Origin of the sequence: Massilia alkalitolerans DSM 17462 (assembly GCF_000427785.1) — a bacterium.
GTDB lineage: Bacteria > Pseudomonadota > Gammaproteobacteria > Burkholderiales > Burkholderiaceae_D > Telluria > Telluria alkalitolerans.
On sequence record NZ_ATYR01000015.1, the window covers coordinates 89,041 to 108,023 of the forward strand.

The 18,983-nt window shown below is 62.2% G+C and carries 20 protein-coding genes; 17 read left to right on the forward strand and 3 right to left on the reverse strand.

The genetic code is table 11. From position 1 onward, the window contains the following. Positions 1–3: 3 nt before the first annotated feature. The 9 genes from YWC_RS0116235 to YWC_RS0116275 all read left to right on the forward strand — a co-directional run bounded on the left by YWC_RS0116235 (position 4) and on the right by YWC_RS0116275 (position 9,142). Positions 4–1,584: a UvrD-helicase domain-containing protein gene (locus tag YWC_RS0116235; RefSeq protein WP_027866325.1), complete on the forward strand. Its 1,581-nt coding sequence runs from the start codon at positions 4–6 to the stop codon at positions 1,582–1,584. Positions 1,585–1,598: 14 nt separating this feature from the next. Next, positions 1,599–2,384: a hypothetical protein gene (locus YWC_RS0116240; RefSeq protein ID WP_156923743.1), complete on the forward strand. Its 786-nt coding sequence runs from the start codon at positions 1,599–1,601 to the stop codon at positions 2,382–2,384. A gap of 91 nt (positions 2,385–2,475) precedes the next feature. Continuing rightward, on the forward strand, positions 2,476–3,804 hold the full coding sequence (locus tag YWC_RS31645) for a hypothetical protein (RefSeq protein WP_051306511.1): 1,329 nt from the start codon (positions 2,476–2,478) through the stop codon (positions 3,802–3,804). Between the two features lie 140 nt (positions 3,805–3,944). Then, positions 3,945–4,787, forward strand: a complete 843-nt coding sequence (locus YWC_RS0116250; RefSeq protein ID WP_156923745.1) for a hypothetical protein — start codon at positions 3,945–3,947, stop codon at positions 4,785–4,787. 148 nt (positions 4,788–4,935) lie between these two features. Further along, entirely contained in the window at positions 4,936–7,377 is a 2,442-nt protein-coding gene (locus YWC_RS0116255) for a DNA topoisomerase (protein ID WP_027866328.1), read from the forward strand. Between the two features lie 74 nt (positions 7,378–7,451). Further along, entirely contained in the window at positions 7,452–7,964 is a 513-nt protein-coding gene (locus tag YWC_RS0116260; protein ID WP_027866329.1) for a DUF2726 domain-containing protein, read from the forward strand. Beyond that, positions 7,957–8,379 carry a hypothetical protein gene (locus YWC_RS0116265; protein ID WP_027866330.1) on the forward strand — a complete coding sequence of 141 codons (423 nt, stop codon included), beginning with the start codon at positions 7,957–7,959 and terminating at the stop codon, positions 8,377–8,379. Before YWC_RS0116260 ends, YWC_RS0116265 begins: the two co-directional genes overlap by 8 nt. 89 nt (positions 8,380–8,468) lie before the next feature. Continuing rightward, complete coding sequence (locus tag YWC_RS29740) at positions 8,469–8,888, forward strand: H-NS histone family protein (RefSeq protein ID WP_051306512.1); 420 nt, start codon at positions 8,469–8,471, stop codon at positions 8,886–8,888. Further along, entirely contained in the window at positions 8,885–9,142 is a 258-nt protein-coding gene (locus YWC_RS0116275; RefSeq protein WP_156923747.1) for a hypothetical protein, read from the forward strand. The genes YWC_RS29740 and YWC_RS0116275 overlap by 4 nt, the downstream gene beginning before the upstream one ends. Before the next feature lie 70 nt (positions 9,143–9,212). Here YWC_RS0116275 and YWC_RS0116280 read toward each other — a convergent pair whose 3' ends face one another. Then, positions 9,213–9,929 (reverse strand): hypothetical protein, encoded by a 717-nt coding sequence (locus YWC_RS0116280; protein ID WP_027866332.1) that lies wholly within the window; start codon positions 9,927–9,929, stop codon positions 9,213–9,215. A gap of 384 nt (positions 9,930–10,313) precedes the next feature. Between YWC_RS0116280 and YWC_RS0116285 the strand changes: the two genes are divergently transcribed. Both YWC_RS0116285 and YWC_RS0116290 read left to right on the forward strand, forming a co-directional pair. Next, a complete protein-coding gene (locus YWC_RS0116285) occupies positions 10,314–12,086 on the forward strand; it encodes a hypothetical protein (protein ID WP_156923749.1) in 1,773 nt (590 codons plus the stop codon). A 12-nt stretch (positions 12,087–12,098) separates the two neighbouring features. Further along, entirely contained in the window at positions 12,099–12,887 is a 789-nt protein-coding gene (locus tag YWC_RS0116290) for a hypothetical protein (RefSeq protein WP_027866334.1), read from the forward strand. Positions 12,888–12,955: 68 nt separating this feature from the next. Here the strand turns inward: YWC_RS0116290 and YWC_RS0116295 are convergent, their stop codons facing one another. Then, on the reverse strand, positions 12,956–13,579 hold the full coding sequence (locus YWC_RS0116295; RefSeq protein WP_027866335.1) for an HU family DNA-binding protein: 624 nt from the start codon (positions 13,577–13,579) through the stop codon (positions 12,956–12,958). A gap of 7 nt (positions 13,580–13,586) precedes the next feature. Further along, positions 13,587–14,045: a hypothetical protein gene (locus YWC_RS0116300; RefSeq protein ID WP_027866336.1), complete on the reverse strand. Its 459-nt coding sequence runs from the start codon at positions 14,043–14,045 to the stop codon at positions 13,587–13,589. A gap of 196 nt (positions 14,046–14,241) precedes the next feature. Here YWC_RS0116300 and YWC_RS32880 point away from each other — a divergent pair, with 196 nt between their 5' ends. From YWC_RS32880 to YWC_RS0116330, 6 genes are all read left to right on the forward strand, one after another. Continuing rightward, positions 14,242–14,502 (forward strand): hypothetical protein, encoded by a 261-nt coding sequence (locus YWC_RS32880; protein WP_156923751.1) that lies wholly within the window; start codon positions 14,242–14,244, stop codon positions 14,500–14,502. Beyond that, positions 14,502–15,167 carry a hypothetical protein gene (locus YWC_RS0116310; RefSeq protein ID WP_027866338.1) on the forward strand — a complete coding sequence of 222 codons (666 nt, stop codon included), beginning with the start codon at positions 14,502–14,504 and terminating at the stop codon, positions 15,165–15,167. Before YWC_RS32880 ends, YWC_RS0116310 begins: the two co-directional genes overlap by 1 nt. 34 nt (positions 15,168–15,201) lie before the next feature. Then, positions 15,202–15,486, forward strand: a complete 285-nt coding sequence (locus tag YWC_RS0116315) for a hypothetical protein (protein WP_027866339.1) — start codon at positions 15,202–15,204, stop codon at positions 15,484–15,486. Between the two features lie 305 nt (positions 15,487–15,791). Next, on the forward strand, positions 15,792–16,631 hold the full coding sequence (locus tag YWC_RS0116320; protein WP_169728127.1) for a DotH/IcmK family type IV secretion protein: 840 nt from the start codon (positions 15,792–15,794) through the stop codon (positions 16,629–16,631). Between the two features lie 15 nt (positions 16,632–16,646). Beyond that, positions 16,647–17,915 carry a DotG/IcmE/VirB10 family type IV secretion system protein gene (locus YWC_RS0116325; RefSeq protein ID WP_027866341.1) on the forward strand — a complete coding sequence of 423 codons (1,269 nt, stop codon included), beginning with the start codon at positions 16,647–16,649 and terminating at the stop codon, positions 17,913–17,915. Between the two features lie 15 nt (positions 17,916–17,930). Beyond that, on the forward strand, positions 17,931–18,977 hold the full coding sequence (locus tag YWC_RS0116330; protein WP_027866342.1) for a hypothetical protein: 1,047 nt from the start codon (positions 17,931–17,933) through the stop codon (positions 18,975–18,977). Positions 18,978–18,983 lie beyond the last annotated feature (6 nt).

An 18,983-nucleotide genomic window follows, 5' to 3' on the forward strand; every position in this document is an offset into this window, starting at 1 on the left:
GTTATGAAACAGACCCACTCGATTAGCAAGATCCCCCAGTTCTCCACCCTGACGCGCGAGCAGGGCGGGGTAGTTCTCTCTCAAGCGAAGAACATCAAGGTTGTCGCCCGCGCCGGCTCTGGCAAGACGAAGCTGGCCATGGCATACGCAGCTGCCCGCCCGAAAGCCCGCGGCCTGTACCTGGCATTCGGTAAGCCGACCCAGCTGGAGGCCAGTGCCCGGCTGCGCACCCTCAGCGTGAATACCGAAGCCCGTACCGGGCACAGCCTCGCATGGGCAGGGTTCGGCTCCAAGCTCGACGCGGCGTGCAAACTCACTTCCAACGGTTCCCTGCGCACCGGGATCACGGCGAACCTGCTGGGCGTGAACTGGCCGGTCGCGAAGGCTGTGAACGAGACGATCCGGCAGTACATGTGCAGTGCCGACAAGCAGATCTCGGACAAGCACCTGCCGGACGAGCGCGACTTCCCGATCGTGCGGGCGGCCGCCGGCACCATCATGGACAACGCCGGCACGTTCTGGAAACGCCTGACGGATCTCGACGACCAGGAGGCGAAGGCGGTACCAGACGTCTATATTAAGCAGTGGATCAATTCCGACCCGGTGCTGAACTATGACTTCATCCTGTTCGACGAGTGCCAGGATGCGAATCCGCTGATGTCGTACCTGGTCGAGCAGCAGAACCATTGCTCGCGCCTCTATATTGGCGATCCTCACCAGTCGATCTATGGCTTCCGCGGCGCGGTCGATGCGATGTCGACACTGAACGTCGACGAAACGCATATCTTGTCCGCCTCGTTCCGCTTCCCTACAAACATCGGGCTGCTGGCGTCCACATTCCTGCAGCACTGGAAGGGCGAGAAGGTTCCGCTGCGCGGCCTGGGCGCCGGCGGCCGCATTGTGCCGGGTGACCAGCAGGCTTATTTGGCGCGCACCGTGGCCGGGCTGATCGGCAAGGGGTTCGAGCTCCATTCGAAGGGGCACAAGATGCACTGGGTGAAAGGCTTCGAGGATTATCGCGTTGCGCCGATCATGGAGGCATATCGCCTTTATAAGGGCGAGAGCAGCTCGAACTTCCAAGACCCTGTGCTCAAGCTGATGAGGAGCTGGGGCGAGCTCGAGGATTACGTCGAGGTTACCGGCGACGCAGATGCCGGCTCCGTCTTCCGCCTGGTGCAGCAGTACCGCGACGAGATCCCCAACATCATCGAAACGCTCAAGCGCGAGCAGCTGCGCAGCAGCGAGGGCGCGCCCTTCGTCTTGACCACCGCGCACAAGGCCAAGGGCCTCGAGTGGCCCGTCGTCCGGATGATCAACGACTTCTTCTCGTTTAAGGACCGTTCCGACGGTACGAAGTGGCTCACGCCCGAACGTATCGATCCCCAGGAGGCCAACCTCGCCTACGTCACGTTGACCAGGGCAATGAAGGCTGTGGGGCCAACTCCCGAACTGATCGAATGGTTCCAGCAGCAGCCTGGTACCCAACACCTTTTTCCGAAAGCCGCCGAGAAGGCGGCGCCAGCACGCGCGCCAGCACCGGCCGAGCCTGAGCATGAGACCGAGGCCGCGCCACGCGCAGCATAAATGAGGACTTCACAATGAGCAGTACTCCATCACCAGTATCAACCCGCCCAGCTGACCTTGCCTTGGCATGCGCCACCAGTCTGATCAGTCACCAGGAGCTGCTGCGTAAGGCTTTGCGTGAGGCTGCCGTAACCACCGCTTCAGCAGGTGAGGCCTCAGCGCCCTATCGTTGGGAGGCGGTACGCCTCCAACTCGACATGGTGATCGGCGACACCATGCGCAGCATCAGCGCTTTGTACAATGCCGCGGTTGAGTCGCGTCCGGCCATCGAGCCCGATAGCGCGCGCCGTACTGCTCAGCGAGCGCAGGCCTTCCTGAACGGCGTCTTGCAACTGCACCAACCGCTGAGCGAAGCGGTCAACATCTGCGGTACTAACAGCAGTTCTCCGTCGGGTACCTGGCCGACTGAATGGGCAGCGTTGTCCTTCACGCTGAACGAAATGCACTCGCATGCCTTGGCTGCACTCGAATCGGTGGCCCTTTCCGCACGCCAGGAGCAGGCGGTCGTGGCTGCGAAAGAACAGGTGTATGGCGACGGCGACCATGAGTTCGAGGTCCTAGTCACCATGGACACGACCGCACACCGCTTAATCCAGGTGCGGGCTGCGGACGTAACCCAGGCCCAGGAGCAAGCCTTAGCAGTAGCGCGCGATGAAGGTGGCGCCTACTTCACGATCAATGAGGGCAATGCCTTGAAGGCCGACGACGTCCACGTCAACTCGGTTTACGACGCGTCCGGCGAGGAAGTGTGGAACGACAGTGAGGGCGAGGTCCTAGCGCACGCCGACACTCCCATCTGACCGTTGCTGGCGGGCGTCGCCGGCCACACCATTTGCAACCACGGCATCGGTCTCTCGGCAGACTGCGGTTTTCTTCAGTGAGCAATGACCGATGCCGAATATCTCCTCCCGTCAGCACTATCAAAACCTCGCTCGACAGCTCTCCACGAGCGTTGCCGTGGGCAAGGACGGTCTTCCGATCGTCGTCTACCGCGGCGAACACGGCGAATCGAATGACTTGATTCATAGCCGCACGCGAGCCATCTCGTTCAGCAATGCCACGGCCGCGAGTACGTATGCATCAGAACCAAATAATCCAGACGACAAGCCCGTAGCACCGCGCGTGCTTGCGGCCTACTTGTCGATCGAGAATCCAGTGGTTGTGGACCGCGATGATCCGTTCATCGACATCAGCACTATTGCGGCGCGCCTGGGCGATGCGAAGGCAAAGACCATCGCGCTGCGTCTGGCCGACCATATCGAGCACACATGCAACTGGGTCGACAATTTCGAGCCAAAGTTCACCTCGGTTGCCGACTTGATCGCTCGAAACCCAGAGCTTATGTCCGAGCTCTATCTCGACGCATACCCAGTTTTTGACGACGATGAGATCGTCAACTGGTTTGCCGAGGCCGGCTACGACGGCGCCATCCATGCGGGTAATGGTGAGACCGCGATGGAGGTCGAGTACAAGGTCTTCTATCGGGACCAGATCCACTTTGCGATCGGAGTCGAGCACGCGGCCCTGGTTCGAGCCATGGCGATGCTTCGTGCCGAACAGCGCGTCCTCGAGGTAGCTGGCGCTGACCGTACGCTCCCTGACGCCGACGCCAGAGACTCCAGTAATAACGAGTCGTCAATTCTGAAGTTCCAGTCGAACGAAAGGGGCCAGGCCGCCTACGTCGTGCTGGCGGGGCCGCTTGCCGGTAAGCGAGTGACCTATCGCCACATGAAGCGTGAGTTCTACGAGCAGGACTACGCAGACTACGCGGGCCAGGTCTGGCGCGGAGATCCGGCAAGCTATCGACGCGAGGTTCTCAACAGTGTCGGGCTGGTGTGCTGCAACGATGGCAGGGTGCCTCAAGAGATCGTCGACGAGGTGAACCGTCTCGCACGCCCGTGGCGCGAGCACGACGCCATGATCTCTCAAAAACCGGCGCGCGCAGGCGTGTATCTCGGCCGCCATGGCTGGACTGATGCTGCTGACATCGTGTTCCGGTACGGCGCTGCGCTCGAGCGCTTCAATAGCCTGCTCGAGGCTGAGAAGAGGCTGTCCCAGACCGCGGGCGCGTGGCCAGATGAAGTGTGGGAGGAGGGCGCAGGTGGACAGCGACTGCGTGAGTACTCGCCTGTTCCAGCTCGTAATGGCATCGCGCTGATCGAGCTCGAACGTCCGGAGGAGGACACGGACGACTCTCCAGCTATGGCGCCCGCCGGCTAAGCCCGCCCTGGACCGGAGGGAACGAAAGGCCGACCGGTAAAAAAAGCCGCGTCGGCCTCGCGTTTTGTAACCACGCCTGTCCAGAAATCCTATCGTAGCGACATGGCATATCGCCAATAACCACCTCGATAAGGATTGTCATGACCATTCATCGTTCCCAGCCAGTATCCGCCTCGCACAGCATGCCTGGCGACTTCGTCCGTCTCGTCAGCGCCCGTGGCGCCAGCTACCCGCAAGCGGCTGCGCTGGGCCCGGCGATCGTCCTGCTCGCCGATGGCATGTTCGGCAAAATCGATCGCCAGGACGGCCGCACCGTGCTGGTTCCGGACGCGCGGATTCCGGCGCTGTTCCGCGAGATTGGGCCGATGACACTGTCGGAGTCGGTCGTTATCGAGCGCGTCTCGGTCGACCACGAGCACGAGAAGGCGATCATGGGCCTGCAGTACCTGCGCCAGGTGTCGGATGTGGCGCGCCAGCGCGCCACTGGCCCGGACGGTACCGTCCAGCGCGGCGTCATGCAGGCCATGCTCGGCGATGCCGCGGGCTCGGATCTGCGTCGCATCGCCGACGAACTGCAGGCCGCAGGCATCCAGGTCGTGGAGAAAAAGGTGGTCCGCACCACTGAAGAGAACGTGGTCTTCCTGACTCGCGATCCAGAAGCCGTTCGTTCGGGCCGCATCCCGCAAGACACCATGCAGTTCGAATCTGAGCCGAAGGCTTCGAACAGCGTGACCTTCGAAGTGTACGACGCGTTGCGCACCCGCGAGCTGTTGCTGGCCACCCATCCGGTACGCGAAGTCCAGCCGCAAATGGGCGAGCCAGTGGCGGCTGCCGAACCTATCCCGGCTGCTCACGCCAACATCATGAACCTGCTCGGCATCGAGGGCATGCTGACGCCGCAGGACGTCGGTCTCGATCCGGGTATTACCGATGACCTGGGTGGCGACCCGGACGAGGACCAGGAACAGCCAGGCATGCGCTGATAGAGCATGGGCGCGCCCTGCGCCCATCCTGCAGCCCGATTTCATTTGTCACCTGCACAGCGGGCTGACAAATGAAATCGTCTTCACCGACGCTCGTCATGCCGCCACCATCCCACCCACCGGCGGCGCTTTCTTCAAGAGGCACCCCATGACCAAGACCCTTATCATTGCTGAGAAACCATCCGTGGCCGCGGATATCGCGAACGCCATCGGCAACTGCACCAAGACCGCGGACGGCTTCGAGCGCGCCGACGTCGTTATCTCGGCCGCCGCCGGCCACCTGGCCACCGTCATCGCGCCAGGCGCAGACAAGAGCGGCAAGTCCCTGGAAACCCTGCCCGTGATCCCCGAGCAGTTCGAAGTGCGCCCGATCGACGATCCGCGCGCGCTCGCCCGCTTCAAGATGCTGCAACGGCTGATGAGCCGCCCGGATGTGACCGCGGTGGTCAACGCCTGTGACGCCGGCCGCGAAGGCGAGCTGATCTTCCGCCTGATCTACGAGGCCGCCGGCTGCCGCAAGGCCTGTAAGCGGATGTGGCTCAAATCGATGACCAGCGATGCGATTCGCGAGGCCTTCGCCAACATGGCGCCAGCTGCTCAGTACGACCGCCTGGCTGATGCCGCCCGGTGCCGCTCCGAGGCCGACTGGCTCGTGGGGATCAATGGCTCGCGCGGCGTCTCGATCCTGCACCAGATCATCCGGGGCGCATATCAGTCCACGCCAACCGGCCGCGTGCAGACCCCGACCCTGGCCATCCTGGTCGACCTGGAAGAGAAGATCCGCAACTTCAAGCCAGTGGACTACTTCGAAGTGCACGGGACGTTCGGCGCGGCCGCCGGCGACTATACCGGCCGCTGGTACAACGCCAACCCCACTGCGGGCGCGGGCGAAGAGGGGGAGGGAAGCAAGTACCGGATCACCAAGCGCGAGGACGCCGAAGCGATCCAGGCAAAATGCCGCGGGGCTGCGCCATCGTCGGTGCGGGATGAGACCAAGCCGTCGACCGAGGCCGCGCCGCGCCTGTTCGACCTGACTACCCTGCAGCGCGAGGCGAACAAGAAGTTCAAGCTGTCGGCTGCGGACACGCTCAAGATTGCTCAGTCCTTGTACGAGCGCCACAAGGTAACCACCTACCCTCGTACCGACGCCACCGCCCTACCTGAAGACTACGTCGAGCCGGCCAAGCAGATCCTCGCAGACATGAGCGGTACCAAGTACGAGGCGCACGCCCAGCGCGCGCTGCGCAGCGAGTGGGTTCGCCCGACCAAGCGCATCTTCGACAATGCCAAGATTTCCGACCACTTCGCGATCATCCCGACTGGGCTGAAGCCGCAAGGCCTGACCGAGGCCGAGGAAGCGATCTACGACATGATCACCCGCCGGTTCATTGCGGCGTTCTACCCGGCGGCCGAGTATCTGGAGACGGTACGCATCACCACGGTGGCAGGCGAGCAGTTCCGCTCCAGCGGTCGCGTCATGCAGCTCGAAGGCTGGAAGGCTGTGTACGGCGCGCTGATCGACAACGACGACAAGACGCCTGCACTGCCACCGGTGTCGCCAAGCGAGCGAGTGGTCACCAAAACCGTCGAGCTCAAAGGCCTGAAGACGAAGCCGCCGAAGCGCATGACCGAGGCGATGCTCCTGTCTGCGATGGAGCATGCCGGCCGCCTGGTGGACGATAGCGAGCTGAGCGAAGCCATGGCCGGGCGCGGCCTGGGTACCCCGGCGACCCGTGCGGCGACGATCGAGGGCCTGCTGAGCACAGCCGGCGCCGGCGGGAAGACCAAAGAGCCGTACCTGGTCCGCGACAAGAACAACCTGGTGCCGACCGAAAAAGGGATCAACTTGATCTCGTTCCTGCGGCAGATCGGCGTCGGCGCGCTCACGTCGCCGGCGATGACTGGCGAGTGGGAATACAAGCTTCAGCTCATGAGCGAAGGCAAGTATGAGCGCACCGCGTTCATGCACGAGATCGAGCAGGCTACCCGTGACATGCTCGATGCGATCCGCGGTAAGGCGCCTGCCGTCGACGCTGTCACCCTGGCTGTCCCGTGCCCCAAGTGTGGCGGCGCTGTGAAGGGTGGAATTTCGTCCTATGCCTGCGAGCGCCAGTGTGGCCTCGAGGTCCGCCGGCAGCTGCTGTCACGCTCCTTGGCGCCGGGCGAGGTCGCCCAGCTGCTGGAAAAGCGTCTCACCGACAAGCTGGACGGATTCGTCAGCACCAAGTCGAACAAGCCGTTCTCGGCAATGCTCAAGCTTACGAACGAGTGGAAGGTCGAGTTCGAGTTCCCGCCGCGCGAGGAAGCCGATCCTGCAGTCCTGGCGGCCGCGCCGGCGCTGAAGCAGGTGTGCCCAAAATGCAAGGGAACCATGCGGGCACTGGAGGCGAAATTCGCGTGTGAGAAGGGCGACTTCTATTTCAACCGGACGATTTCTGGCCGCAGCATGATCGACGTGGAGGCGGACTATCTCATCGAGAAGAAGAAGACGCCTGTGTGTGGTGGCTTCCTGAGCACGCGCACGGGGAAGGGATTCTCGGCCGGCTACAAGCTCACCCGCGATCACAAGGTCGAGCTGTTCTTCGACTGACATACCGCCTGCATGCCGTGGAGTGCTGGGATATGCGCTCACGGCATTCCACTGCACTTTCTTTGACCACACAGATGAAGCTTCTCACTGCATTTTTTATCGTGGCCGCCGCTGCAGCGGCTATCTGGTTCGTCCTCGTGCCACGTCAGGCGGCACAGCAACGGTACCGCCGGCGCGCGGTCATGACCCCGAACGAGATGGAGTTCTACGGCCGCATCGCGCGTGCGCTGCCTAGCATGCACGTGTGTCCCCAGGTGGCCATGCATGCACTGATCGAGCCGACCTCGCCAGATGCGAAGCTGCGCCTGATCGACTTCCGCCGGATCTCGCAGAAGGTCGTCGACTATGCCATCTTCGACGCCCAGTGGGCGTTGGTGCTGGTGATCGAACTGGATGACCGGACGCACGTGGCGAGCCGTGATGCAATCCGCGACGGATACATGAGCGCGGCGGGCATCCGTACGCTTCGCTACCAGTCGCGTTCGAAGCCGGGTGTGGCCCAGATCGCTGCTGACGTCCTGGGGCCTCGTGAACCAGCGCCAGCACCGGCGCCATCCATCCAGGTAGCGGCGATCGCCAATGGATGATGTCAACATCGGCCCGAGCGACGTGCTCCGGCAGCTCGCGAAGGCTGCTGGATTTCGCGTATATGTCTGGGACGCGGTCGAAAACGGGGATGAGGCTGACAGCTACTTCTGGATGGCGTCCGGCACCGGCGCCGGCATGCGGCAGTCTGAACTGACATTCCCATCGGATCGAGACGCGTGGCTGGACTGCTGCGAGGCCAATGGGCTGCTGGCGCCGATCGCCCAGGAGCTGGGCGCGCTCGGGTATGGAGTAGTTCGGCAGCCGGGCTTCATCGCGTATCGCTGGGCCGGCCAAGATGGCCTGGTATCGGAGGCCTCGTTTCCCAGCGCGGCTGAGGCGCTCGTTGCATGCGCCATGTATGCCGCTGAGCACGATGAGTCCACCGAGGTCGAAAGTCCGCAGCTCATGCGATAGAACGCGGTATAAATATTATTTCCGGTTGGACGTTAAGTTTAGTTCATGCATTAATATACTCAGTATTCTGAAGTATAACCGGAGGGATTGTGTCAGACGGAATCGAAGACGAAGCACCGGAACACAAGGAGCTTTTGAGCGCGATGGAGGAGCTCGAGCGCGCCAAGCAGCGCGTCGACCAGCTGCGCGCGCAGCACCGCGCCAAGGCGATCGCCGATGTCCGCGAGAAGATCAAGATTTATGGCCTGAGCGCGGCCGAGCTAGGCTTTGTGCGGACTGTGACAGCACAAGCCGCGCATGGCGCAGTCCAGGAAAGTGAACGGACCGCAGCAGACAGGCGGTCTCAGGTAAAACCGAAGTATCGGTCCCCAGACGGGAGCGAAACATGGTCCGGTCGTGGTAAGCCGCCGCTTTGGCTGCAGGCCTTACTTGACCGGGGCCGCAATAAAGAAGAGTTCGAAATAACTGGGGTCGACCTCGTGTCGGCCGAATATAGGAGTATAAAGTGACTACTGTGGTCAGTTTAAATGCAGAAGCGGTGCGGAGAATACTAGACTCGAATAAACTCGGTCCCGGCATGCTGTTGGTGGAGGAGGGCAAGCTGCGCATTTTCATCGATCAGGAGCCCGCGGCCGTACTGGCGGTCCACCAGGCCACCAGCGAGCTGGAAAGAGCGACGGGCGCGATCGTCGAGATCGGGTTGAAGTCCAGCCTTGGGCCGGCACAGCTGGCTCAGCTGGCGCGGGCTGGATCTGCTATCTGAATGCTTTCTAAAGCGGATGTCCCGTAGCGAGATCAGCCGCGCTGTACCAGGGAGTTTTCACGCCTTCTCGTCAGGCCGTGAAGCGGGCTGGATCGTCCTCGCCCAAGTCCATATGATCGGGTGGTTCGGCCCGGCCCGCTGTCCTGCCGGTCAGCCGATCGATATGTAGCATCTCGTACAGCTGCTTGACGTCGAAGTCAGGCTCCAGGTCCTCTGACCAGTGCCTGTACATTGCCTCTTGCACCTGCTTTTCCGCGGCAATGGCACCCCAGTTCATTCGTGTTGGCGCCGGCATCTCGACCGGGCAGCTCTCGCTCATCCACCAGAGCATCTGGCTCAAAGGGTGCAGGAGAGGAGGTTTGTCCAGATCCATCGAGACCGCATTTTTCGACAGCTGCAGCCAGACCTTGGCGCCCACTGGATAGATGACGGTGTCGCGCACCCGCGGCATGGTGCGCGAGGGCCGCAGGGGCACGGCGACATGGAGGGTCTCGGTATCGCACCAGCCCACCCGCCGCAGCGACGAGGCGCCGACCAGCAGGATGTTCCTCCCTACGCTCTTGGCCAGACTCTCGAGGATCAGCCTTTCCTTATCGCCCTCGGCGGACGCACTCATGTAGCACCCTGGTGCAGTGCGATGCACCAGGCCTTCGTTCGCCCAACGCTGCAGGAGGTTCGCCGCAGAGCGCTCGGTAATCGACAACGCCTTCGACACATTCGCGCTATTGAGGACCTGTTTCGAACGAAGAAGCTGGGTTCTGCTGAGGAAAGGGGAGGGCTGGGTCATAGGAATTTCCGTAAGGCACGCTCTAGAAAACACATTTTAGCGATGGCGAATTTGCCGGAAAATCGCCAATAGCGCAATTTTTTACATCGCACCCGTGTATTTTTAGTCGTAACTGTATAAAAACACAGTATATCGGCATTTTCGGACCTTCGGCAGCAGTTCTGCTGAGGTCAGCGCGATCGCGATTGCGTCGGCAAGCCTCTACATTACGGTGGCAGGCCGGGCTTGTCTCTGCAACCACGCCACTGGGGTGCACGACTTCGCGCCTGCGATGCTGGTGCGATGCCTGGTGCGGTGCTGGTGCCGACAGGCGTGGTTGCACTGAAGTGCTGAGCCGCTTGTGACACTATGCCGAGCATCAGATACAACCTCGGTGACAGCAACATGGCAAAGAAGGTCTTTCAACTCACGGGCGGGGCTTATCCCTTGTTCTCCTGGCGCCTGCCTCAGGAAATCGCAGCCTACAAGCAGGCCAAGCTGCAGGCCGCACAGTGGATCCACGTGATCAACGGTTTCTCCCAGAAGGGTATCAAGCAGTCCGAGATCGAGGACTCCGGCATTGCCGCATGGCTCGCTGACCAGGGCAAGCGCCAGGTCACTCGTGAGGAGCTGGCGGAGGTGGCGTCCTATGCGCTGCCGTCGATCAAAGAAGCGCGGCTCACTGGTGCAGATGTCCACTACCGAGGATATTCCTTTGCCGAGGATGGCGAGGACTACAACGAAAGCCTGTTCTATTTCCCTACTGTCGACGAGGACCTGGCCGACCGAATCGCCGATCTGGACGACCGCATCGCCGCCCTGAATTTCGACTTTGACAAGCTAGGCGAAGATCCGGACGCAGTGTTCCGACTCGACGCGCGGCGCAATGACCTCATCAGGCAGCAGGACGACGTGGCGCAGGGCATCACGCTTCAGACGCACTTTTCGTCGCACCTGCAGAGCATGTGCCCGGACGCGCGCGCGGACTTCGCGCACATGCGCTGGTCAGTGAAGATGATGGAAGGCGTGCGCACACTCTTCGTGCACGAACTGCAGAGTGACTGGGCGCAGAAGGGCCGAGCCTACGAATGGAAAGGCGCTTACAAGCGCGCGCCCCTGGTGACTGAGACCGAGCACTGGACCGCGTTCCTGCTGCGCCGGGCAATGCTCCTGGCCGTCGAGCAGGAATGCGGGCAGATGACCTGGATCAACGGCAAGGACATGGCCAACGGTGGTCGCTTCGGCGCCGAGGGGCTCAACGAGTACTACATGAAGATCGTGCCGAGCCTGGGCAAGAAGCTGGCCAAGCCGTTCAAGTCCGAGCTTCACCTGGCCGACTTCGTCCTCAAGGGCGAGCCACGTCGCCTGGCCGTGATGCCGGTAACGGCCGAGATGCGGGAGAAGTTCACCGCGGGCGCGCCGGTGTATTCCTATGCGCGCGTCGTCGAGCAAGCCAGTTTCGACCCGGTGCGCGCGGCCCAGCTGGAGAAGGCGCTGCAGCTGCGTGCGGACGCGACCCTGGGCGAAGACGTGCGCATGCGTGTCTCGGTCGTTCGCGAGCTGATGTCGGCCTACGAAGAGCATCGTCCCGCAGCCGAGCTCGTCGGCCACACCGCCCGGATTGCCTTCAACGCAGAAGACCCGGTCGCCGCCTTGGATCATGAAGGCTTCCACCTGGTGCTGAACCACCATTTCAGTGCGCGAGAGCGTGAAGACGTGGAAAGGCAGTTCGCGTATGGATCACCGCTGCTGGTGCGTACCGTGCGCCTGTTGCTGTCGCATGGCGAGTTCAAGGCCGCCAAGCAGGCCATGGGCAACTGGGAAGAAGCGGCTGCCCACGCGTATGCGCTGTGGCGCAAAGGAAAAATGCCGCTGTCCCGTGTCGAGAGCCTAGCAATGAGCGTCGAGGCCAAGGCCGGCGCCAGCAGGATCTTGTCGAAGGTGTTCCCGAAGGCCCAGGAGCTCGTCAAGTCGGTCTGCAGCTGGATCCGCGGTAGCGGCGTCTCGCCTACCGACTTCCTCGCCAAGATCGTCCGCGCGCACAAGGAAGGCTTCGTGGCCAGCCAGGCTGAATCCGAAGATGACCTGGTCAACGCCGTGAACCGGCGTGAGGACCGCCAGGATGACGGCAGTGAGCATGCCGAAAAGCTCGAGACCCCGGAATACGCATTCAACTGACAGGAGCGACACATGCGCATCGAAGTGAACCGGTTCGGCAGTCAGGGCGAGATACGTACGTCCTTCGTCGAACTCTCGCAAGAGCAGATCCAGGAAATCGTGAAGCGTGCACACGATGTCGCGCGGTTGCGCCAGCAAGGCCACCCGCTGGACGCCGTGCTCGATGGCCTTAGCAACGTCTTGACCGAGTCGCAGGTACTCGCGGCGGCGCCGGCCAAGCCGCGGGAAGCATCGGCAGCACTGCCAGTCACCACGGGCCTCGTCGACGCATTTGCTGCGCTGCGCGCTTCGGCCCGGCCGAGCACGGCTGGTGACGGCACCGCGGTAGTGAGCCAGATCGCACTGGACGCGGTCGGCGAAGCGTTACGCGCGGCGGTCGATGGCGGTGGCGTGCAAGAGTGGAGGTGGAAGCGCGTGGCGGCGCGGGCCGTGGGTGGCCAGGAAGTTCACTCGTATGACCTCCAGAAGGTGCTGGAGAAGATGTCCCAGGCGGCCGCCCTGGGCGGCGCGCCGACCGTGCGCGAAGCGCTGACGAATCACCCGCTACTATTCTGCCAGGCGTTCGCTGACCTGGTGGCGCAGGGTGAAAGGGTGGCCGAGCGCGATGTACATGCAACGACTGTCGTGCACCTCGATAATGGTGATCCGAATTCGATGGTAACGCTGGGCGCGCCGGCCGGGATGAGCGAGCTGGATGTGCGCGCGGCCGTGCAGGCTGCCGTCGTGAGTGCTGGTGACTATGCGGGTATTCCGAGGATTTGGTCGGAGCCGGGTTCGAGCCGATCGAGCAGATCACCGTAAGTGTGCCGGCGCCACCTCTCGACGATTTCGACGTCGAGCCCGAAGCGCCGCGTTGAACGATCGGGCGACTAAAGGCCAGTCCCGGCCTGGCTGCACCCGGCGGTCATCGTGAAGGCATCGCGCAGCCATTCCTTGGCTGCCTTCTTCGTGTCCATGATGGTTTCGACTGGTGCCGCGTTCTCAGTCAAGAGAAGGCCGCGGAAACGACCGCGGTCGTCGATGTAAAGCACCAGCCGCCCGTCAGGACCCTGAGCCGTGCACGCGCGGCCCACCTGGATAGCGCGCGCACCGGCCGACACACTTTTGATCGGGATGGCATCCGTGATTACCCCGGTCGCGATTCCTGGCATGCCTTCGATGGTGACGGTCGCTGCGCGCTCGGTGCGAGTAGTTGGCCGGAAGCGGATTCGGACGTCCTCATTGGCGCTCCGGCTCTTGACCACCTTCAGGGTGCCCTGTCCGAACAAGAACACGGTTTCGCCTCCAGCCAGGCTCTCTCCCATGCGCTGCCCGATCTCGTCGAAGAACAGAACGCCTTCCTCGAGGGTGACGCCGAAGCGCGCGGCGACGAGCTTGGCAAACTCGCGCTTGTTGAAGCCAGTCGCCGGAGAGGTCTTGCGAGCGCAATCGGGTTGATGGTCGAGTAGACACCCTTCAATGTTGTCTGGTCGAGATGAATCGGTAGCGGTCATGCTGCGCTTAGCTCGGAACGTCTTCCAGCTGCAAAGGCGAGCCGGTGAGGTATTCAGGGAAGTTGTCCGGCATTGGCGGAATGCTCGCCGGGTCGACCGGATGCCCTGAAGGTGCTTGCCTGGTCCTGTGCCCGAAGAAGGATGCGCCGCTGCTAGCGGGCGCAGCAGACGCCAGTCCAGCGCCAGCGCCAGCGCGCACGATGCGCGAGACGCGGTCGGGCGCGGCGACAGCGACGTTCTGGCCAGTCTCACAGTCATACTCCAGGCGGCCTCCCACGCTGACGATGTCGCCGGTGGCGAAGCCAGTTCCAGGGGTGGAGACCAGTTTGATCAGGCCCGCATCGCGAAGTTGAACGGAGACCAAAGATTTGACTGGGCCGGCGCCGCCGATGAGCAAGGTGAGGCTGCGCGGAGTGCTGGTGATGCGCTCGATTCGCCCGACTGCAACAAAGCTGTTCTCATTCATAAAATTTTTTTGTGTTGTTACGTTCTATTAGTATGGCACAAAAATGCATTCATGAAGATAGAAACGTGGATTACGCCTATTCTGCAGGCGTTAGGTAGGTCCTGACACCTAATGCCCTGACGTTGACCATAGATAAGCTTTATGAAATGATCTTGCCTGAAGACAATAAAACGTCGATTTCTATCAGGGAGTTGCAGTGCCAGCAGTAGAGCAGAGCAGTGTCGAGCAGGTGGTCGAGAGCGATTACGAAACCTACCTCAAGCAGCGGTCCCTGAACGCTGCTCTGGCCAAAGTAGTGGTGTTCGCGGGCGTCTGGTTTGTACTGGGCGCCCTTGCTGTTGGTGTCGCAGTTTTCAGTCGCCCAGATCCCGGTCTTGTTGGCATGGATTCCAACGGCCGCGAATACCCTCTGGTCGTAACCAAGATGGTCACCAATACGCCAGGAGCCAAGCAATAATGTCGAGCCAGCAAAATGCTGCGGATCTGTTCGGAATCGATCTGCATAAAGAGGTGACGCGCCTGCGTGAGCTGAATACCAAGCTCGTCGGCGGGGCGGCACTGGGTTTCGTCGCCGGTACTCTCGGTCTCATTGTGGGCATCATGGGAATGACCAGCAAGCCAGAGCGCGAGCGCGTGGCTCTCGACCCTGCGGGCCGCTTCTACCCAGTGCTTTCGCTTACGAAGAACGATCCGCCTGACGCGCGAATCACCCGCATGGCTGGCGACTGCATCAACGGGCTGTTCAATCACGCCTTCCACAACTTTCAAAGCACTGTGGAGCGCTCGATCGGTGAGTGCTTCACTGGCGGCGGCACCGAATCGGTCCGCCAGGTCCTCGAGCCGTTCCTGAAGAAGATGAAGGATAGCAACGCCAACCTGGCCGGAAGCTTCGTCATCCAGCCCTTCATCAATGCGCGAAGTGTGGCCGGCACTGGAGCCTCCGCGCGCAACGTCTTTCATGTTCAAGGTGTCATCGATATCGGGTATCGTGGCGGGAAGGCAAACACGACGTCGCGGCCAGTGTCTTACGCATTCCAATCAGACATCGTGAGGGTGTCATACGATTCGCACATCGAAGGGATTCGCCTTCAAAATGTCGTCCTGGTCCCCTGGCAGCCCTAAGCCGACCAGTCTTGCAGAAGAGGAAGTTTTACGGATGAATATTACAACCACGGTGTTGAGCCAAGCGGAACTGGATTCCATGGCAGGGGCGGACGAGGTTAAGGTTATTGAGCTGTGCCAGGTCGAGCATGAGCGCGTCCTGCTCGAGCACCCGGAGTACGCCGATTGGATCGAGGACATCGACCCCTACGTCTGCCCTCGCCAGGAGCTGATCGACGCTTTGCGTAAAGCGCCTAACGGCTTCGTGCGCCAGTACCTGTTCTCCATCTTCGCTTTCCGCCAGAGCATCAATCTCGTTGCCGGCCGTAGTTTTCTCTGAAGGTCCCCCCAATGAACTTAAAAGCATCCGTCGTGGCTTTGTCGGCCTGTGCTTGTTCTGTTGTATGCGCACAAAACGTACAAGGTGCCGCCACGGCCCAGCCTGCGCCGTCGCGCGCAGCCGTCGTCGAAAATTTTCCTACCCGAGAAGCAGCACAGGAGAACTGGCAGCGGCTCGACCCTCCCAAGCGCAGTCAAGTTGCGAGTGGCCCGTCGGGAGACATCGGTCCATCCGGCGCCGGCCCGCGAGCTGGCGCCCAGGGTAGCGGTCGCCGTGTCGTCGGAGGCCCTTTGCCAGATCCTAAGTTGCCGGCCACCGACTATGCAGCCGAAGCGAGCAATCGCGTCTCACCCATGACCCCGCAGGAGATCCGTGAATTCGGCGAGTCGATGGTGGAGACTGCGCGTGCGATGGCTGAGACGCCGGGCGGACCGTACACGGTTCGGGGCAGCAGGATCATGCAGATTAGCTTCGAGCCGAACTCTCGCCCGCAGACGGTTGAAGTTGCGCTCAACCACGGAGCGCTGATCACCTTCGTTGACCGCTCCGGCTCGCCGCTGATTGTCGACGGCGTGAAGAGCTTCTCCTACGCATTCGATATCGGCGTGCTCGCGACCGATGAGGTGAAGGAACGTGGTTCATCGACAGTTGAAGTATCGGCGAAAGCAATCAGCGGCCAGGGCAACATGATGATCCGCTTGGCTGGTGTCCCTAATCCCATCCTCCTCCAAGTGCGCGTTGGCAGCACCAGCAAGACGGTCGATAGCGTCATCCAGGCTGTCGTTCCCGTGCTGACTGCGGCGAAGACCGTCCTGCCGGGTGATCGCCTTGAGGCCGATGGCGGCACCCAGGTTGGCGAAATGCAGGGCTTCCTGATGGGCATCCCGCCGGAAGGTGCCGTGGAGGTAAAAGTCAACCAGGTCGCATCGACTCTGGCCTGGATGTGGCGTGGCCATCTCTACATGCGCACGCCACACACGATTTTCAGCCCTGGCTGGTTTAGCCGCCAGGCCGCCGTCGACGGTACTGCCGTCTACAAAATGCCGTACACGTCCCTGGTTCGCATGGGTGTCGATGGTCGTGAAGTCAACGCTGTGCTCGAGCTGCCGTACATCCCGCCAGTCGCAAGCCGCACTAAATCGTAACTGAAGAAGGAAATCATGGATTCGAACGACACCACGGCACCGGGCGCCGCACCGGTCTCGAATGATGCGATTGGCGGCGCAGGTGCTGAGCCAAAACCGAGCAAGCCACGCTGGGACCCCAAGGGCAAACGCAACATGATGATCGTCGGCGGGGTAGTCGTTACCGCGTTTTCGTTGCTGATCGTCCTGTTCTCCGGCGGTGAGAGTGCTGAGGAAAAGAAGCCTTCGAACGTCGTCGAAGCGCCGGCGGAGGCCATCCCAGGCACGATGCTGAGCGAGGCCGACCGTGAGGAGTTGCGCAAACAGGAAAATGCGCGGATCGCCGCGGCGCTCAGTGGCGGCCAGAGCGCGATCGGTAACACACCTCCGGTGAGCACCGTGTCAACCCCTTCGATCCAGCAGCAGCCAGGTGAAGTGCGACTGGATCAACAGCCACAGCAGCCGCCGGTCTCTCCAAATTCGGCGCCTACGCAGGCGGCGGCGTCGACCGATCAAGCAAAGGTCGAAGCACTCGAAAAGCAGATGAACCGAATCATGGATGCGTGGGGCGTCGGTGGCGGTAGCGGCCAGCGTGTCCTGTCGACCTATGTGCGCGAGCCGAGCAAGACTTCTGGCAACGGCAACGGCGCGCGGGGCGCCCAGGAGCAGGGTAATGGCGGCGCCCAGCACGACAGCGATGACGTCATGGTGATCAAGGCCTACGAACAGCCATACGCCGCGGAGATGATCAGCGCCACCGACTCGGATACGCCAGGCAAGTTGCGTGCGCGCATCCAGAGCGGGCCACTGGCCGGCGCAGTGCTCACTGGCGCCGCGCGCCGAATCGGTACCCAGGGCTTCCAGGCTGACTTCAACACCGCATCCTTCAACGGCCGCACGTTCAAGGTCGTCGCCTACGGGATGGACGGGGAAGTCGCCGGGGACGTGGTCAAGGGTGAATACGACGGCCGCTACATGCAGCGCTATGTTTTCCCAGTCCTGGCCGAGGGCGTGAAAGCCTACGCCGGCGCGCGAGCACAGGTGGGAACTACTGTCATCGCGATCCCGATCCCTGGAGCTGGTGGCGCTGGCATCGTCACCGGCGGCCAGCAAACGCCTACGCCGTCGGCAGAGCAGGCCCGCAACGCCATGTACTCGTCGGGCGCGAACCAGGTCTCGCGTGCGCTGGCGACCGGGCCGCAGGACGGCCACGTCACCCTCGCATCGGGTACTCAGATCGGCATCGTCTTCGAAGAGTCGGTTTATCAGTCCAATCTCGCCGGCCGTGCACGTAATAACAAGTAAATAAGGAACCCTAGTATGTCTGACGATCGCCTCTACCCGCCGAACCTTGCTGAGCCGAACCTGGGTGACCAGATGGACCCGCTCGGTACCGCTGGCGCCGCAGCGCCGAGCGCGCCAGGGCCTGCACCGGCGGCCGCGAATGTGAAAATCGGCAAAGTGAAGAAGGAAAAAAAGAAGCTCTCTACCAAGCGGAAGGTGGCATACGGCATCGGTGGCGTGTTCGCTGCACTGCTCGGTCTCGTCGTGATCGCCGATGCGACAGCGCCGAAAGTCGAGGTGTACCCGCAGCCGACAGCGGCGATGGCAACCGCGGGCAGTTCGATGATGGGCGCAACTCCCGATGAAGCGGCGACGGTGATGGGCGGCGCGCCGGCAGGTGCACCGGCACCAGCCACGGCACCTGAAGCTGCCGTGGGTCCTGCTCCGTCGCCGGCTGCGGCCGCCTCCACTCACGCTGCGGCTGCCGTCGCCGCGGCAGCCGGTACGACCGTAGCGCCTTCCCCAAATGGCGCACAGCCAGTCCAGATGGCTTTGGCACAGCCGCAAGCTGCTGCCGCTCCTGCGCCGGCCCCGGTCCCGACCAAGGCCTCGACACCGGCATCGCCGTCCGAACAGATTGTTCTGGCCAAAGCCAAGCCCGAGCCTTCGGCGAAGGCGGCGACACCGACCCGTACTGAGGCGGATCTGGCAGCTCGCGTTGCGATGCTCGAACGTCGCCTGGCTCGCTATGAGCGCGCTGAAGCACAAGAGCGTGCGCGGGCGAAGGCAGCTGCGCGACGCGCGGCCGCGGTGACGCCGGCACCGGTACAGCACGAGAAATTGAAGGTCGTGGCCCAAGTGGCGCCGGAACCGAAGAAACCCGTGATCCTGTCCGATGACAGCGTCCGCGTGATCGGTATGTCCACCCGCCATGGCGTGACCAGCGCACTCGTCGACTTTGGCGGGATGAAGCACCGCGTGTCGCGTGGTGAATCGCTGCCAGGGCTGGGCACCGTCCAGAACATTGCGGTCGACGCAGCCGGTAATCCGGTTGTTGAGGTCAACGGCGTTCGCTACCAGTAATCGCAA

Excerpts from the sequence above, each read along its gene's own strand:
- YWC_RS0116250 (WP_156923745.1), top strand. The coding sequence starts at position 3,945 with ATGACCATTCATCGTTCCCAGCCAGTATCCGCCTCGCACAGCATGCCT.
- YWC_RS0116255 (WP_027866328.1), top strand. The coding sequence starts at position 4,936 with ATGACCAAGACCCTTATCATTGCTGAGAAACCATCCGTGGCCGCGGAT.
- YWC_RS31645 (WP_051306511.1), top strand. The coding sequence starts at position 2,476 with ATGCCGAATATCTCCTCCCGTCAGCACTATCAAAACCTCGCTCGACAG.
- YWC_RS0116330 (WP_027866342.1), top strand. The coding sequence starts at position 17,931 with ATGTCTGACGATCGCCTCTACCCGCCGAACCTTGCTGAGCCGAACCTG.
- YWC_RS0116280 (WP_027866332.1), bottom strand. The coding sequence starts at position 9,929 with ATGACCCAGCCCTCCCCTTTCCTCAGCAGAACCCAGCTTCTTCGTTCG.
- YWC_RS0116290 (WP_027866334.1), top strand. The coding sequence starts at position 12,099 with ATGCGCATCGAAGTGAACCGGTTCGGCAGTCAGGGCGAGATACGTACG.
- YWC_RS0116300 (WP_027866336.1), bottom strand. The coding sequence starts at position 14,045 with ATGAATGAGAACAGCTTTGTTGCAGTCGGGCGAATCGAGCGCATCACC.
- YWC_RS0116265 (WP_027866330.1), top strand. The coding sequence starts at position 7,957 with ATGGATGATGTCAACATCGGCCCGAGCGACGTGCTCCGGCAGCTCGCG.
- YWC_RS0116240 (WP_156923743.1), top strand. The coding sequence starts at position 1,599 with ATGAGCAGTACTCCATCACCAGTATCAACCCGCCCAGCTGACCTTGCC.
- YWC_RS0116325 (WP_027866341.1), top strand. The coding sequence starts at position 16,647 with ATGGATTCGAACGACACCACGGCACCGGGCGCCGCACCGGTCTCGAAT.
- YWC_RS0116285 (WP_156923749.1), top strand. The coding sequence starts at position 10,314 with ATGGCAAAGAAGGTCTTTCAACTCACGGGCGGGGCTTATCCCTTGTTC.
- YWC_RS0116295 (WP_027866335.1), bottom strand. The coding sequence starts at position 13,579 with ATGACCGCTACCGATTCATCTCGACCAGACAACATTGAAGGGTGTCTA.
- YWC_RS0116260 (WP_027866329.1), top strand. The coding sequence starts at position 7,452 with ATGAAGCTTCTCACTGCATTTTTTATCGTGGCCGCCGCTGCAGCGGCT.
- YWC_RS0116310 (WP_027866338.1), top strand. The coding sequence starts at position 14,502 with ATGTCGAGCCAGCAAAATGCTGCGGATCTGTTCGGAATCGATCTGCAT.
- YWC_RS0116315 (WP_027866339.1), top strand. The coding sequence starts at position 15,202 with ATGAATATTACAACCACGGTGTTGAGCCAAGCGGAACTGGATTCCATG.
- YWC_RS0116235 (WP_027866325.1), top strand. The coding sequence starts at position 4 with ATGAAACAGACCCACTCGATTAGCAAGATCCCCCAGTTCTCCACCCTG.